The 16,178-nt window shown below is 45.6% G+C and carries 15 protein-coding genes; 6 read left to right on the top strand and 9 right to left on the bottom strand.

Annotated features, from left to right (window positions below):
* Positions 1-196: 196 nt before the first annotated feature.
* The 5 genes from pyk to queG form a co-directional block, all read right to left on the bottom strand.
* Positions 197-1,651, bottom strand: coding sequence for a pyruvate kinase (gene pyk / locus Q8L79_RS11165; RefSeq protein WP_305271080.1), 1,455 nt, complete (start codon positions 1,649-1,651; stop codon positions 197-199).
* 292 nt (positions 1,652-1,943) lie between these two features.
* On the bottom strand, positions 1,944-2,603 hold the full coding sequence (locus Q8L79_RS11170) for a peroxiredoxin (RefSeq protein ID WP_305271083.1): 660 nt from the start codon (positions 2,601-2,603) through the stop codon (positions 1,944-1,946).
* Positions 2,604-2,613: 10 nt separating this feature from the next.
* Positions 2,614-3,603, bottom strand: coding sequence for a 6-phosphofructokinase (pfkA, locus tag Q8L79_RS11175; protein WP_305271085.1), 990 nt, complete (start codon positions 3,601-3,603; stop codon positions 2,614-2,616).
* A 78-nt stretch (positions 3,604-3,681) separates the two neighbouring features.
* Positions 3,682-4,269 carry a DUF4124 domain-containing protein gene (locus Q8L79_RS11180; protein ID WP_305271087.1) on the bottom strand — a complete coding sequence of 196 codons (588 nt, stop codon included), beginning with the start codon at positions 4,267-4,269 and terminating at the stop codon, positions 3,682-3,684.
* A gap of 84 nt (positions 4,270-4,353) precedes the next feature.
* Entirely contained in the window at positions 4,354-5,409 is a 1,056-nt protein-coding gene (queG, locus tag Q8L79_RS11185; protein ID WP_370869940.1) for a tRNA epoxyqueuosine(34) reductase QueG, read from the bottom strand.
* Positions 5,410-5,607: 198 nt separating this feature from the next.
* On the opposite strand from queG, the gene Q8L79_RS11190 reads away from it, so the two are divergent.
* The 5 genes from Q8L79_RS11190 to miaA all read left to right on the top strand — a co-directional run bounded on the left by Q8L79_RS11190 (position 5,608) and on the right by miaA (position 12,091).
* Complete coding sequence (locus Q8L79_RS11190) at positions 5,608-7,074, top strand: NAD(P)H-hydrate dehydratase (RefSeq protein ID WP_305271093.1); 1,467 nt, start codon at positions 5,608-5,610, stop codon at positions 7,072-7,074.
* 145 nt (positions 7,075-7,219) lie between these two features.
* A complete protein-coding gene (tsaE, locus tag Q8L79_RS11195; RefSeq protein ID WP_305271095.1) occupies positions 7,220-7,636 on the top strand; it encodes a tRNA (adenosine(37)-N6)-threonylcarbamoyltransferase complex ATPase subunit type 1 TsaE in 417 nt (138 codons plus the stop codon).
* A gap of 86 nt (positions 7,637-7,722) precedes the next feature.
* Positions 7,723-9,021, top strand: a complete 1,299-nt coding sequence (locus Q8L79_RS11200; protein WP_305271098.1) for an N-acetylmuramoyl-L-alanine amidase — start codon at positions 7,723-7,725, stop codon at positions 9,019-9,021.
* A gap of 209 nt (positions 9,022-9,230) precedes the next feature.
* Positions 9,231-11,075: a DNA mismatch repair endonuclease MutL gene (gene mutL / locus Q8L79_RS11205; RefSeq protein WP_305271101.1), complete on the top strand. Its 1,845-nt coding sequence runs from the start codon at positions 9,231-9,233 to the stop codon at positions 11,073-11,075.
* 62 nt (positions 11,076-11,137) lie between these two features.
* Positions 11,138-12,091, top strand: coding sequence for a tRNA (adenosine(37)-N6)-dimethylallyltransferase MiaA (gene miaA / locus Q8L79_RS11210; protein WP_305271104.1), 954 nt, complete (start codon positions 11,138-11,140; stop codon positions 12,089-12,091).
* Between the two features lie 281 nt (positions 12,092-12,372).
* Here the strand turns inward: miaA and Q8L79_RS11215 are convergent, their stop codons facing one another.
* The 4 genes from Q8L79_RS11215 to Q8L79_RS11230 all read right to left on the bottom strand — a co-directional run bounded on the left by Q8L79_RS11215 (position 12,373) and on the right by Q8L79_RS11230 (position 15,306).
* A complete protein-coding gene (locus Q8L79_RS11215) occupies positions 12,373-12,582 on the bottom strand; it encodes a cold-shock protein (RefSeq protein WP_006893693.1) in 210 nt (69 codons plus the stop codon).
* Between the two features lie 273 nt (positions 12,583-12,855).
* The gene (locus tag Q8L79_RS11220) at positions 12,856-13,344 is read right to left on the bottom strand and encodes a flavin reductase family protein (RefSeq protein WP_305271114.1); all 489 of its coding nucleotides are present in this window, start codon (positions 13,342-13,344) and stop codon (positions 12,856-12,858) included.
* A 159-nt stretch (positions 13,345-13,503) separates the two neighbouring features.
* Positions 13,504-14,313, bottom strand: a complete 810-nt coding sequence (locus Q8L79_RS11225; protein ID WP_305271117.1) for an OmpA family protein — start codon at positions 14,311-14,313, stop codon at positions 13,504-13,506.
* A 180-nt stretch (positions 14,314-14,493) separates the two neighbouring features.
* Positions 14,494-15,306 carry a motility protein A gene (locus Q8L79_RS11230; protein ID WP_305271122.1) on the bottom strand — a complete coding sequence of 271 codons (813 nt, stop codon included), beginning with the start codon at positions 15,304-15,306 and terminating at the stop codon, positions 14,494-14,496.
* Between the two features lie 203 nt (positions 15,307-15,509).
* Here Q8L79_RS11230 and Q8L79_RS11235 point away from each other — a divergent pair, with 203 nt between their 5' ends.
* Entirely contained in the window at positions 15,510-16,154 is a 645-nt protein-coding gene (locus Q8L79_RS11235) for a response regulator (protein ID WP_305271267.1), read from the top strand.
* Positions 16,155-16,178 lie beyond the last annotated feature (24 nt).

Here is a 16,178-nt window from a genome sequence, read left to right on the forward strand (position 1 = left end):
TGAGATTCCTTTGCTGAAGACAAATAGATTTGAGCTATGAGTACAAACTGAAAAGATTTTAGTGCCGGATTTTTGCGGGAGTAGTTATGCGTAGCCCGTAAATAGCACTTATGAGTTGAATTTAAGCTTTAAGTAATCCCCAGCGATCCAATCGCCGGATAGTAAGAGCGTATATCCGGCGACACGAAAATATAAATTAAAGCGTCAGCATAGTGATGGTCGGTGAACTCAGTTGGTCATCCTGATGAAAACCGCGGACAACAATTACGTTATCGCCTTCTATTGCCAGCTTTGTTTCAATGGCATGATGACGGGCCAGTTTATTAGGATGAGCATGACCGGCATCATCGGCATGTATCGGTATAACGCCCCAGTATAGATTCATGCGCTGGCAAATCCATTTATTGGCGCTGATGGCTATAAGCGGCGCAGCAGGCCTTGCAGAGCTCAATGTAACCACCGACATTCCGCCGCCGGTAATGCCGACTATGGCTTTTGCATTGAGGTCAAAGCAAAGCTGGGCGGTCGCGTCGGCTACCGCATCACCGAAGGGCAGCGGTTTTTGCCCGTTATCCCGATGCGCCATTTTACCGAAAATATCCTGTTCCCTCATGAAAGCTTCAGTTTGATTGATGACTCTGGCCATCATTTCAACCGCTTCAACCGGAAAATGCCCCGTCGCAGTTTCGCCCGACAACATCACCGCATCGGTAGAACAATAAACCGCATTGGAAACATCGGTTACTTCGGCGCGTGTGGGCCTGGCGTTTTCTATCATGGATTCGAGCATTTGAGTGGCGACGATAACCGGCTTGTTCAATGCTCTGGCGTTTTTAATGAGCTGGTGCTGGGCAATCGGCACATCTTCCGGGTTCAACTCTACGCCCAAATCGCCTCGGGCAATCATGATCGCATCGGAGGCGTTAATGATTTCATGGCCGTTGATCAAGGCTTCCTGCTTTTCAATTTTGGCAATGATATGCGTATCGTAGCCGTTGGAGATAATTAACTGACGCAGATCGGAAATATCTTCGGCCTTTCTTACGAATGACAGCGCCAGATAATCAACGCCCAAATCCAGTGCAAACAACGCATCCGCCCGGTCTTTGTCGGTTAATGAAGGACAGGACACATTAACGCCGGGTAGGTTGATGCCTTTGTTGTTTTTTAACTCGCCGCCGTAAATGACTTCACAGGTAATGTCTTGAGCTGTTTTTTCAATAACCTTGAGTTCGAATTTGCCATCGTCCAGCAGGATTCGATCCCCCGCGGTGACATCATCAGCCAAGGGGTGGTATTGGCAGGGGATAAGATTGTCCTCGCCAACAATGTCCCGGGTCGTTACCACAACCCGGTCGCCCTTGTGGATGATAATGCTGCCGTTTTTAAATTTCCCGGTTCTGATCTTGGGGCCGCAAAGATCGGCAAAAATGGTGATATGTTGATGTAATGCTTCAGCCGATGCCCTGATTATCTGATACAGCTTGCGGTGGCTTTCATGTTCCCCATGGGACATGTTCAACCTGAAAACATTTACGCCGGCTTTAATGAGATTGGAGATAACCTCCGGGGTATTTGAAGCCGGGCCTAGCGTGGCAATGATTTTTGTTTTTCGGCTGGATAGCTTGGGTATGTTCACATGGATAGGCATTTTTATGAGTCCTTGTTGACTGTTTTTAACGGATGTTACGCAATAGTTAAGAAGTTTTCACCACGAACACACGAAGGACACCAAGAAAAATATAAAATTCTGGAATCTCGTGGTGCTTTTTGTGACTTTCGTAACCTCACTTATTAGTGCCAATAGGCGATATTTTGGCTATCGCCAAAGCCCGTTTAACTTGTAAAAATCATTTTTTCAACAAAAAACACTCAAATATTCAAATAGATATAAGGTTATGGGCTGTTCCCACAAAGGAGAATAGCAGTGTGCGGCCTATTTTTTATTCCTGCAATAAACTTTGTATTCGTGCTTCCAACCCGGGGTGAACGCCAAACGCACAATCCCTGAGAACGCCTTGTTTATCCACCAGAATATGCGAGGGCGTGCCTTTTAATTCAAAACGTTCGAATGTTTCCGCATGGTAATCAAGAGACTGAAAATAATTCAGTACTTGTTGCCTGATCTGCTGTTGATGCGCCTTTGGCAGCCGCTCGAAATCGGGTACATGGTTTTGGATGAAGTCTGCAATGACGCTATCGGTCACATCGCCGCGCTGCCTAAGCAAACGATCCATTGCCAGCGGGAAAGGAATTCGATAAGGCAGGCGGCCTGCGCTTAGCTTGCCTTGTTGGCTTAACACTCGCAACGTTTCGCCGACCACCTCGCCATGTTCGGCCAGACGGATTAGATTTTCAAGATTGTTTTTATCGAAATCCTCAAACGCAGTGGCGATGCCCAATACTGCCAGACCGTGTTCTGAATATTTACGATATAAGTCTATTGCCTGAGGCAAAGCGTATAAAAAACAGCCCGGACAATTTACTTGAAACACCTCGACCAGCACAACTTGGCCTAATAACCGGTCAAAGTTTATTTCCGTTCCCTGAACCCAATCGGAAACGGATAATAATGGAGCTTTTTGGTTTAGTTGCGCTTTCATCGTCGGGCGGCTAAATGGCCAAAGCGCGTATTAATTCAAGCTGCGCATCGGTGGATTCAGTTTTTCCTTCCATACATGCCGATAGGGGAACCATTTCAATTTCGCCTTTATTAAAAGCGGTAACATGAGCCCGTAGCCCTTGATGAAGAGCCTGTACGGCGGCATAGCCCATGTTAGAGGCAATCAAACGATCCGTTGCTGTAGGACTGCCCCCACGTTGGATATGTCCCAGAATACAGGCGTGTACGCTGAGATTGTACTGTTTCATAAGCGTGTCTTTTATGTCGTAGGACAAACCGGATTTTTCCCCTTCGGCGACGATAATAATGGACGATGTTTTACCTCGCTCCATGCCTTTGTTAATGCCGCTGACGATTTTTTCGTAATCAATTACCTGGTTTGACAGCACCACATGCTCTGCGCCGGTGCATACGCCGACTTGCAAGGCAATGAAAGATGATTTGCGCCCCATGACTTCAACCAGGAAAGTGCGCGCATGCGCCGAAGCGGTATCCCTGATGTTGTCGACAGCATTGACTGCGGTCTGCACCGCGGTATTGAAGCCGATCGTGTATTCGGTGCCGGAAATATCATTATCAATGGTACCGGGGATGCCGATCACCGGAATGTCATGTTCCTGGTGCAAAGTCATCGCACCGGCGAAAGAACCGTTGCCGCCTATCACAATCAAGCCTTCAATATGTTTTCTGGCTAAAATATGCGCGGCTTCCTGTCTGATTTCAGGGGTGTGAAACTCAAGGCAACGCGAGGTGTCGAGAATGGTTCCGCCGCGTTGGATGATGTTGCCGACTGATGACAGGTTGAGCTTTTGAATATTCCCCTCCAGCAAGCCGGAATAACCTTTATAAATGCCGTAAACGTCAATACCAAGGCCGATAGCTGTCCTGACTACCGAACGTATCGCCGAATTCATGCCGGGGCTGTCGCCGCCGCTGCATAGCACAGCCAAAGATTTTATTGTTTTTGTAGTAGCTTCCATATATTCGGTACTGTTGGATGATTAATGTTGCGGCGCCTATGGTTTTGGCGTCATGAGGATATTTTCCGGGCGCTTACCTTATTTGAAAATAAATTTTTTACGCTCAGGGTTGGCATATCTGTCTTTGCCGGGTTTTATTTCAGTTTGCCCGGGTTGCCGGGTATCCGGGAAGACTCTTTCCTTAATATTATGCTGATGGGGCACTACTGACGGATAAGCAGGGAATGACTGGAAAATGGGAGCCGATTGATAAGTCGGATAATAGGGTGGAAATTGATATTGCAGGTATGGAGCCGACATATTTTGGCGCTCCAGCGCGTCTGCCTGCCGCTTTGCCTCATAGGCTTGCTGTTGTTGATATTCCGCGCTTCTTTTCAACGCCTCGACAGACGCTTTTCTGTCCAGTTCGGCTTGATGCTCTTTTTCGGCCTTGATTCTTTCCGTTTCACGCTTGGCAAAGTCCTCTTTCCAGGCTTTTAGCTTGGCTTCTTCCTCGGCAGCTTTGCGCGGATCGATTTTCTGAATTTCAATCGTTTTCTGTTTTACGGAAGATCCGCATGGTGTGGATTGATAAACTGTTTTGCCCGATTTCAGCTGGCATTTAAAAACCTCAGCCTGGGCTGATGAAGTGAGTAGGGTCAATAGAATAAAAAATATTTTTTTCATGATTGAACACCCGGATCAGTGTGCGTTAAAAGGATGATACTAATAATCCTGATTACTTAGCAAGATTGGGATACAAGTTCGATTTCAAGTTACAGCACTCTGTTGAGTCAAGGCCCATCGTACGTGCTCCCTGACCATGTCGGAGTCATGATCAAGCATAGACTTTAAGGTATCGATAATAAGCGCTGATGCAGGCGCATTGCCTAAAGCCACGGCGATATTCCTGAGCCAGCGCTGATGTCCGATTCTTCGTATTGCCGAGCCTTCGGTTTTTGCCAGAAATTCCGCTTCAGTCCAAGCAAATACTTCGAGCAATTGCCGGGTATTGAGCCGATGTCTGGGGCTGAAATCCTGTTCGCCGGTCAGTTTGGCAAAACGATTCCACGGACAGATGATCTGGCAGTCGTCGCAACCATAGATGCGGTTGCCGATTAGAGGCCTTAAGTTTTCTGGAATTGAGCCGTGCAGTTCGATGGTCAGGTAGGACACGCAACGTCTGGCGTCGACCTGGTAGGGTGCAATAATCGCCTGGGTCGGGCAAATGTCCAGACAGGCACGGCACTCGCCGCAATGCGCTGTGGCAGGACTGTCGATCGGTAGCGGCAGGTTGGTGAATAATTCTCCCAAAAAAAACCATGATCCGGCTTTGCGGTTGATGACATTGGAGTGCTTGCCTATCCAGCCCAATCCGGCTTTTTCGGCCAAGGCTTTTTCCAGAACCGGGGCGCTGTCGACAAAAGCCCGCATGGAGCCTGGGAGCTGGGAGCTGATTTCCGCTTGAATCTTGTCGGCCAACTTTTGCAGGCGGTTGCGCATCAGTTTGTGATAATCGCGACCCAGTGCATAGCGGGAAATATAGGCCGAAGCAGGATCAGCAAGTGTTTGATTCATGGCAATGGCAGCGTCGGTTTGGTAATCCATGCGCACGGAAATAATGCGTATAGTGTCTGGATGCAATAACTCCGGTCGGCTGCGTTTAAGGCCGTGGCGCTGCATATAGTCCATTTCGCCATGGAAGTCATTATCCAGCCAGTTTTGCAGATGCGCTTCGGCTGCCGGTAAATCGGTGTCGGTAATGCCCACCTGTTGAAAGCCCAGCTCTTGCCCCCATTGTTTAATTTGCAACGCGAGGGCGGCCATTTTTTGACTGCTTATGTCCATAGCTGATGACAAGGATATAATGTGATTGTGAAGGATAAAAAAGGCGAAAGGCAAAGGACGAAAGGCGAAAAATATCTTTCGCCCTTTACCTTTCGTCTTGCGCCTATCATTCCATTTTAGCAGTGTTGATCCGTTAAATCCGTGTCATCTGCGTTAAAAGCTGAGTCGTTAAATACCATGCAAAATTTACCAATAAAACTCTATCGCGCTGCACAGGTCAGGGAACTGGACCGAATCGCCATACAAGAACGCGGCATTCCGGGTTTTGAATTAATGAGCAGGGCAGGGTCTGAAGTTTTCCAGTGTATCAAAAAACGATGGCCGGATGCCCTGTCTGTAGCGGTCTTTTGCGGTTCCGGCAATAATGCGGGCGACGGCTATATCATTGCCGGGCTGGCGTTGGAAGCGGGATTGAATGTTTGCGTTTATGCAGTTTCAGAACCCGAGAAACTTAACGGTGATGCATTGATCGCTTACCGAAAATACAATGATGTTCATGGCACGGTTATGCCGTTTCATATCGAGCAGGGCATTAATGCCGATGTCCTGGTTGACGCGTTGCTGGGTACAGGCTTGGATAGGCCGGTAACCGGGCTTTACGCTGAAGCTATACAGGCGATCAATGCGCAGTCATCCCCCATTATTACCGTGGATATTCCATCGGGTTTAAATGCCGATACCGGCAACGTGATGGGCTGTGCAGTAAAAGCTGATTGTACGGTTACTTTTATCGGACTGAAGCAGGGTTTATTTACCGGACAGGCGGCCGAGTATTGCGGCGTGATTTGCTATGCGCAATTGGCGGTGCCTGATGATGTGTTTGTCGACCTTGAAGCTGCGGCGACGCGAGTTGTCAAAGTGTCGTTGCCGCGTCGTAACCGTGATGCACATAAAGGTAATTGCGGGCATGTGCTGATAGTAGGCGGTGAACCGGGCTACTCCGGTGCCGCCAGAATGGCTGGCGAGGCGGCTTTGCGCGTGGGTTCCGGGTTGGTCAGCATAGCAACACGGGCTGAGCATTCCGGGCTGATGAATCTGAACCGGCCCGAATTAATGTGTCATGGCGTGGAAACTCCGGAACAGTTGACGGCGCTGTTGGCAAAAGTCGATATCGTTGTTGTAGGGCCGGGACTAGGGCAAAGCGATTGGGCAAAAGCGTTATTTAATGCCGCGATAAGCGCTGGAAAACCGACGGTAGTGGATGCAGACGGTTTGAATCTTTTAGCGACGGCGCCGGCAGTAAAGTCGGACTGGATTTTAACGCCGCATCCCGGCGAAGCGGCACGGCTGCTAAACTGCTCTACGGCCTATATACAACAAGACCGGTTTGCGGCCGCCTTGTCCATTCAGGCCAACTATGGCGGTGTTGCCATTCTCAAAGGCCCGGGAACATTGATCGCATCCGAACAGGAGCTCGCCGTTTCCAACACCGGCAATCCGGGCATGGCATCCGGCGGCATGGGCGATGTACTGGCCGGTGTGATTGCCGGTTTGCTGGCTCAGGGCTTATCTTTGCAGGATGCGGCGCAGCAAGGGGTTTATAATCACGGTCTGGCGGCGGATTTGGCGGCTGAAAAAGACGGGGAAAGAGGCTTGCTGGCCAGTGATTTAATGCCTTATCTCAGACAATTGGTGAATTGGTGATAACAGCAAATAATGGAACACAGAGGACACTGATTGGACGAATTTAAACGGATAAAAAAGGCGAAAAACAAAAGGCGAAGGGCGAAGTTTTTTGCCCTTCGCCTTTTGCCTATATCTATTTCCCTAACTATAAGAAGTTACTTTAATGAAGACCTATTTAAAGGACACTGAAGCGACAGAGCAGTTTGGCGCCAAGCTTTGGGCAGAGTTACCGTCAAAATGCCTGGTATTTCTGCATGGCGATCTGGGTGCCGGAAAAACAACACTGGTCAGAGGTTTTCTCAGAGCCGCAGGTTACACCGGCGCGGTTAAAAGCCCGACTTATACGCTGGTGGAGGAATATACGATAGGCGATCGCAAGATATTTCATTTTGATTTGTACCGGGTTGCCGATCCCGAAGAGTTGGAATGGATAGGAATAAGAGATTATTTCGATCAGGATTGCATCTGTTTTATTGAGTGGCCCGATATGGGCAAAGGTTTTTTGCCTGAACCGGATAGGGTTATTAGCTTGGTTACGGACGGATTTGGTCGGTCGGTAGATCTACGCAAGACTACTTAGTATTAAAAAATATATGTAACTGCTCTGGAAAAACAAACACATACTGCTATAATCTAAACCGGATTATCACTTTGTGAGTTATGTCGATGGAAAGTTACTGGAAGGTCTTGTTTATTATTGGATTACAGTTATTGGCTGTACCCGGTTATGCGGAACAGATCAATATTAGTGCATTGCGTTATTGGAATACGCCGGATCAAACTCAAATGCTGTTTGATGTGACAAACTCACCTGAGCATCGGGTTTTTCTGATGAATAACCCTGCGCGCTTAGTGATCGATATGCGACATACCAATGTTAAACAGGCATTAAGTCAGCCGCCGCCATCTCATCCGCTGTTTTCTCAAGTACGTGTCGCAACAAAAAATAAAACCGATATAAGGATTGTAGTCGACTTAAAAAGGGATATTAACTCAAAAAATATGTCATTAAGAACCAATAGTATGAACGGACATCGCTTGGTTATTGAACTATTGGACAAAGCACCGAACACTTCTACCAAGGTTGCAGAAAGAACCGAGATTAAAGCAACTGCAGGTAAAACGGCTACTGTTAAAATGGCCGATAGCAAACCCATTACAGAAAAACCTGCTAAAGAATCCCAAAACACAGTAACCAGAAAGGTTGCGACCAGTCCGGCTGAGCTAACAAAAGTTACCAAACGAGACAAAGATATAATCATTGCGGTTGATGCAGGACACGGTGGCGATGATCCCGGTGCTCATGGGCAAAATGGTACCGAGGAAAAAAAGATCACTCTTGCCATTGCCAAAAAACTTGCGGATTTAATTAATCAACAACCGGGTATGAAGGCTGTTTTGGTTCGCAAAGGCGACTACTACGTGGATCTTAGAAAAAGAATGCAAATTGCCAGGGCAGCGAGGGCTGATTTGTTTATTTCAATTCACGCCGACGCCTTTCAGGATTCAACAGTCAAAGGCGCTTCGGTGTTTACCTTATCCAACAAAGGTGCAACCAGCGAGGCCGCGCGATGGCTGGCGAATAGCGAGAACGCATCAGACTTGGTTGGCGGCGTCAGTCTTAATGATAAAGAAGATGTGTTGGCATCAGTGTTGCTGGATTTATCGCAGACCGCTACGCAAGACGCCAGTGTGAATATTGCCCGGAAGGTGTTGAGAAATTTTGAATATATTGGTGAATTGCATTACGCCTCAGTGCAAAAAGCCGGATTTCTGGTATTGAAATCGCCTGATGTGCCGTCTATTTTGGTAGAAACGGCATTTATCTCTAATCCATCGGAAGAACTTAAGTTAGTCAATACCGCGCATCAATTAAAAATAGCCGGTGCTATTTTTAATGGCGTGCGCAGTTATTTTAGTAAAGACATTCCTACGGAAAGCAAAGTGGCGGCTTTAGAAATGTAATCGAAAGTTAAAGGTTAATCACCGATGTTGCATAAGCCACATAAGATCATTAAGAAGACTCGAACAAAAAATATCAAATTTCGTGGTTTCGAGGTAAAAATCTTTTAATTTTGTAGAAACGGCTAAAGCCGCGATTGTTGCTTCCTGTAAGGAAGTGTGAATAATTACCCCCAGTCATATAAAATACGCTTTTTGCTTTAGGCTTGCTGATGCGTATTCATTCACTCCCCACTCAACTTGTTAACCAGATTGCCGCAGGCGAAGTGGTCGAAAGGCCATCGTCCGTGGTTAAAGAGCTGGTTGAAAATTGTTTTGATGCGGGTGCCAGTCAAGTCACTATTGAAATCGAGCAGGGCGGCGCAAGGCTGATAAAAGTCAGGGATAATGGCTGCGGCATCATCAAAGAAGACTTGCCTTTGGCCTTGTCCAGACATGCAACCAGTAAAATCACAAGCTTAAAAGATCTGGAACAGGTGGTCAGCATGGGGTTTCGCGGCGAGGCCTTGCCCAGTATCAGTTCTGTTTCAAGGCTCACACTGATTTCACGCATCAGCGATGCCGATTGCGCTTGGCGTGTTAATGCCGACGGTACCGAGCAGAATTTCGATCCGCAACCCGACCCGCACCCCCCTGGTACCACCATTGATGTGCGCGATTTGTTTTACAACACCCCCGCCAGACGCAAGTTTTTAAAAACCGAAAAAACCGAATTCGCCCACATAGAAACTTTAATCAAACGCATGGCGCTGAGCCGTTTCGATATCGGTTTTATCCTTTCGCACAATCAAAAGGAGATGCTTAACTTAAAACCGGCAAAAACGGAGAGTGAGCAAGAACAAAGAATTGCCGGTATTTGCGGCTCATCCTTTATCGAAAATTCAATCAAAATCGACTTTGCGGCGTCAGGCCTGCAATTAAGCGGCTGGGTTGGGTTGCCGACCTTTTCCCGTAGTCAGCAGGATATGCAGTTTTTCTATGTCAATGGCAGGCTGGTCAGGGATAAGTTGGTTTCCCATGCTGTTAAACAGGCGTATCAAGATGTCTTGTTTCATGGGCGACATCCGGTTTTTGTTTTATACCTAACGCTCGATCCCATACTGGTTGACGTTAATGCGCATCCGGCAAAGCTGGAAGTCAGATTCAGGGAAGGTCGTCTGGTGCATGATTTCTTGTTTTCTGCGTTGCACCGGTCGCTCGCCGATTTAAGGCCGGGACACAACATAATCCAACAATCGGAGTCTGAATCGTCGCCGCAAACACAATTTGTCTTGGATACCAAACCAAACAATATAGATTGGCTAAACGATAATGTAACTCAGCAATCAAAGCCTGATTTTGATAATAAACCGACCTATAGCTCAAGGCCACCGCAGCAAGCATCACTGCCGTTGCATGTGGAAGAATCCATCCAGGCCTATGCCTCGCTGTATCCAAAACCCGAGCCGGTGGCGCAACTGATCCAGCCGGAAGCGAGGCCTTTAGGCCAAGCCATTGCGCATTTGCACAATATCTACATCTTGTCCGAAACACCCACTGGCATCATTCTGGTCGATGCCCATGCCGCGCACGAACGGGTCACCTATGAGCGGCTAAAACAGCAATACCAAAACGGCGCGGTACCCAGTCAGCCCTTATTGCTGCCGATTAAAATAAAAGTCAGTACAGCGGAAGCGGATTTGGCCGAACAGGAGTATGAGTTTTTCAATACCCTGGGGTTTGAAATCAACCGTTCCGGGCCGGAAACCGTCGTCCTGCGCTCAATACCCGTTTTATTAGGGAATGCCGACATGGAAACTCTGGTTCGTGATGTGCTGGCCGATATGACCGAGCACGGCATGAGTCAGCGGATACAGGAAAAATCCAATGAAATATTAGCCACGGTAGCCTGTCATGGTGCCGTACGCGCGCATCGCCGCCTGACCGTCGACGAAATGAACACCTTGTTGCGGGATATGGAACAAACCGAAAGAATAGGGCAGTGCAATCACGGCAGGCCGACCTGGATAGAATTATCGACCAATGATCTCGATAAATTCTTTTTACGCGGCCAATAACGTCATATATTCATAGGCGCGATCTTCCGGTCGGCCGCAGTTACATTAAAACATCCAAAAATATGAAAAATACACAAAATTCCCCAGCTATTTTTCTGATGGGGCCTACAGCCTCAGGAAAAACCGCTTTATCAGTGCAGCTTGCCCAAGCGCTTAATGGCGAAATCATCAGTGTTGACTCAGCGCTTGTATTTAAAGGCATGGACATAGGCACGGCCAAACCTGCGCGGGAAGAAAGAGGCGGTGTTCCACATCATTTGATAGATATACTCGACCCCGCCGAATCATTCTCTACCGGTCAGTTTAGAAAGCAGGCGCTAATTTTAATGGACGACATAACCGGGCGTGGAAAAATTCCGATATTAGTTGGCGGCACCATGCTGTATTTTAATGTCCTGAATAGTGGGCTTGCCGTATTGCCGGAAGCCGACCCTGTTATTCGAGCCAAACTCGATCAGGATTTGGAGCGATTGGGTAAAGAAGTCCTGCACCGGCGATTGGCTGAGATAGATCCCGAATCGGCGGCGAGAATTCACCCCAATGACCCGCAACGCGTACAACGCGCCCTGGAAGTCTACGAAATCAGCGGCAAACCCTTAACGTCTTTTTTTACAGCTGCTCAAGCGCAAGACATCCCCTACCAAAAAATAAAACTGGTTGTCGCCCCGCAAGACCGAGTCATACTGCACGATATGATTGCCAGGCGGTTTAAGCAAATGCTGGAGCAGGGATTTATTGATGAAGTGGCAGCGCTTTATCAGCGTGGTGATTTAACCGAAAAAATGCCGTCAATCAGAGCCGTCGGTTATCGACAGGCTTGGTCGTATCTGCAAGGCGAATATGATCTTGAAACAATGACGGAAAAAGCCATTATTGCCACCCGGCAATTGGCCAAGCGCCAGTTTACCTGGTTGCGTCGAGAAATGGATGCGACAAATTTCCAGACCGGTCAAACGGATTTGTTAACAAAAGTGTTGGCGACGGTTAATAATAAACTATTGAAACTGAGGGTATAGAGTAACCGTAGCGATTGCTAAGTTCCCCTGATTTAAAAGCCTATAAACCTAATCTTAGTTATAATTGAGGTAAAACTGAATCGTTTCAGATAAAATTATGCAGCTGAGGCATTATGCTGAAATGTAGGATTAGGCTACTTAAATGCGATGAATTTATCTTTTTAAAAGCTGTAGATAAACTCTCCACAAGTTAGCCGTGTCTTGCTAGGTTTTACTTTATTAAAACCATTATGAGCTTGATCCAAAAGTCGTTCGACTTTTGGATCAAGTTTATGAGTTTGTTACGCTGGGGTTACATTCTCGGCTTGCGGACCTTTTTGGCCTTGTGTTACTTCCATAGTAACTTTTTGGCCTTCCCTTAAAGTCTTGCGACCGGCGCCGTTAATTGCACTATGGTGAACAAAAACATCTTTTCCACCTTCTTGTTCAATAAATCCAAAACCTTTTTCATCATTGAACCACTTAACGGTACCTACAACTTGCTCTGACATATCACACTCTTACTTAAAAAATTCGCCAATTTTTGATGGCGTTACAAATCCCAGCTTCATAATAAAGCCGGCTCAAACTTTAACTGTGAAAGATAATAGCATTAAAGATGTGAGCAGAGCAAAATATTTTAACTAGGTTCAAAGATAATTCCATTATAGCCATCATGTTGATATCAAAAAAACTTAAAACGAGAGGGGATTATGAAAAAACTTATGTTGGTTTTTTGATGCGGTATAGTGAGATAAAAGGTGTCAAGTTACCTTTTATCTGAATTATGACGGAATCATAAGTTGTTGATAAGCACCTTGAAAATATAAAAGAGGCTCTCCCATTCGGCAAATGCTGTCTTGTACTTCACCGATTATAATCCAATGCGTACCGGCGTGAATTTTTTCTATAACTTTACATTCTAGAGACATGATACTGTTATCCAGAATGGGGGCGCCGGTAATGCCGGATGTCCATGGCGTATTTTCAAACCGTTGCTCTTGACTGCTGCCACCGGCAAATTGATTAGAAACGTCTTGTTGAGTTGAACTTAAAACGTTAACAGCGAAGCGTTGGCTTTCTTGAATTCCCGCGCCAGTATCAGCAGATTCATTAATACAAACCAATACTTGTGGTGGATTAATTGAAACGCTTGAAAATGCGGTTACTGTCATGCCTTGAAGGCCAAATTTTTCAGAATGCGTCGTTACAACGGTGACACCACTAGCCCATAGTTGCATAGCTTTTTTAAAATCATCAACACCAACAGTCATTAATTCCCCCGGTTATATTTTACAAAGATACCGCCTCTTTTTGACTAAAAAGGCAAAAATAGGCGTGTTGTTAAGGTTATTCAGGTCTTATGATACAGCACTTGTTAAATAATCGGGGAGACGGTTATTCGGTTTTTTCAAGAAAAATAACTAAATTGATTATTCTGAGAATTTTATTAAAATATTAACACGCCGGTTTTTTTCTCTTCCTTCCTGTGTTGAATTATCGGCAATAGGCATGGTGTCGGCGTAAGTGATGGCACGTAAACGGTTGCTGTCTAGCTGCTGCAAGACAAGAAAGTGTAAAACGCTGGTGGCTCTGGAAGCGCCCAGTTCCCAGTTGGAAGGGAACTGGGCGGTTTTGATAGGGATGTTGTCTGTATGTCCTTCAATCAGAATCAGGCCTACCGATTGTTTTAATAAGGGCATAAGACGCTTTAGCAAGGCTCCGCCGGAAGCGGTTAGGTCTGCTTCTGAAGATTTAAACAATACTTTATCCTGGATTTCAAGCTGCGCATAGCCTTGGGTAACTTTTATACTAACGGCTTTATTAAGACCGAATTCATCGATTGCTTTCGTCAATTGTTGTTGTAAGTCGTTTTTGACAGCAGCCTGTTGGGTGTCGGTCCTATTATCAATGGAATTTATTACGGTTTCAGATGCAACTTTAATTTCCGGCGCATTGGTAAGAGCAATGCTGTTACTTTCTGTAGATTCAGTCTTGGTGTTAGGGTTGTCGGGATTGATTTCGACTTTATGTTCAGTAAGCGCGATTGGTTTTATGGCTTCATTTTCTACAGTAACGGGGGATGGGGTATTTATGATAGTAGATGTGGCAACAGGAGGGCATATTGCGGTAGGCGCTTTCTTGGGTTTAATTTCTTGCGGTTTATTGGCGGCTGCTTGTTGCTGCTCCGTGTTTATGCCACTTACCGTAATTAATGTGATTACCAGCATGACGATAAGCACAAACACATCCAGATAGGTTAATAGCCAGTTTTGTGAGTTACGGGTGCTCGGTTGGGCAAGTAAATCCTCTAAAGACAGAGAGGACTGCAATTTTAAAAATGGATCTTTACTCATTTTGCAGTGTTTGATCGGTATGTTAAGGGTATATGCAGGCTGAGTTGATAAACCCGGCGAGCCTTTTTAGTCTTTTAACTCATTGTCATAGTGCATAATGAATGATTTGAGTGTTTCTCGTACAAATGATGGGCTGCGACGATCTGCTATTAGTGTAATTCCTTCCATAACCATGCTCATGATCATAATGCGTTGTTCAGTGCGCCTTTCCAGTTTTATGGCAATAGGATTAAAGATCAGGTTGGCCATGATGAGGCCGTAAAAGGTTGTAATCAAGGCCGTACCCATGCTGTAACTTATGCCTGCTATATCTTTAAGTTCAATGATTTGCAGCATGTTTATCATGGCTATCAAAGTGCCGAGCATACCGAATGCAGGAGAATAAGCGGCCAAGCTGTAAAATATACTGGCTTCGGCTTTTTCTTTGGCTCTCAAGCGGGCAATGCGCCATTTAAGTAGCGACAAAATATCTTCTATCGGCGTATGGTCTACAACAAGCTGAAAGCCGGTTTTTAAATAAGGATTATTGATTCTGTCGATAATATTTTCTATTGCGAGCTTGTCCTTGTTAAACCACATTTGAGAAACTGCAATGATTTCGTTAGCTTCCCTTTGGGGATTTAAGCTCTCATAAAAGAAAATAAGCTTGAGCGATTTCAAGCTATGTTTAATGTCTCTTAAGGGGTAACTTAAAAAAATAGCGGCAATCGTACCGCCAATGACAATCACAAGTCCTGTAAGATTGAAAAAAGAAAGCGGATCATTTGCAGCAAATATAATAATGAAAATGAATAGGATAAGGCTTAGAAAAATACCTAAGGCTGTTGAGTAATTAATTTCTTTGGGGAATATTTTTATTGATGGTTTGTTCAATTTCATTTTGTAATAATATCGGAACATGTTGATTATGTGGGCGGTGATAACTTGCTGTGTAATAAAATCATATTACATCAAGGAAGGTAAATCTACTTATGTATAAATACGGATATATAATGTATATTAGTGGCCTTTTAAAGTAGAAATGTGACAGTTTTTTGTAACGGACTGTTTTATAATTAACCGATAAATGGATGAAAAAAGTTATGATTAGTGTTCTGCTTGTTGATGATCATGAGCTTGTTCGAACCGGGATTGAATCATTATTAAATGATGCTGAGGATATTACGGTTGTCGGTGTCGCCAAATCGGGTGAAGAAGCTGTTGATACGGTTGTCGCCCTGTTGCCGGATGTTGTGTTGATGGATGTTAACATGCCTGGAATAGGTGGCGTAGAAGCCTGTCGTAGAATTCTGCAACAGGATGCTGAAGTAAAGATTATTGCAGTATCTGTTCACAACGATGGTCCTATTCCCCATCAGTTACTTAAGCTTGGCGTATTAGGTTTTATTTCTAAGGGATCGCCGGTAGATGAGATGGTTCATGCAATTCGCAAGGTAATGGAGGGTAAGCGCTTCTTGTGTTCCGAAGTTGCTAATAACTTGGCTTTTCAAGGCTTGCCGGGAAGCAATGAGTCGCCATTTGCACTGCTTTCCCAGAGAGAAGCGGAAGTTGTTACGTTAATTCTTCAGGGAAAAACTATCAAAGAAATGTCGGAAATGTTGATCTTGAGTGACAAGACAGTAAATACTTACCGTTACCGTCTTTATGGCAAGCTGCATGTAAAAAATGATGTTGAATTAATCCGCTTGGCGATTAAATTCGGTTATATCGATGATGCCTTGATTTAGCGAGGGATAAACAGTTCAGATTTC

This window comes from Methylobacter sp. (genome assembly GCF_030680395.1).
GTDB lineage: Bacteria > Pseudomonadota > Gammaproteobacteria > Methylococcales > Methylomonadaceae > Methylobacter_A.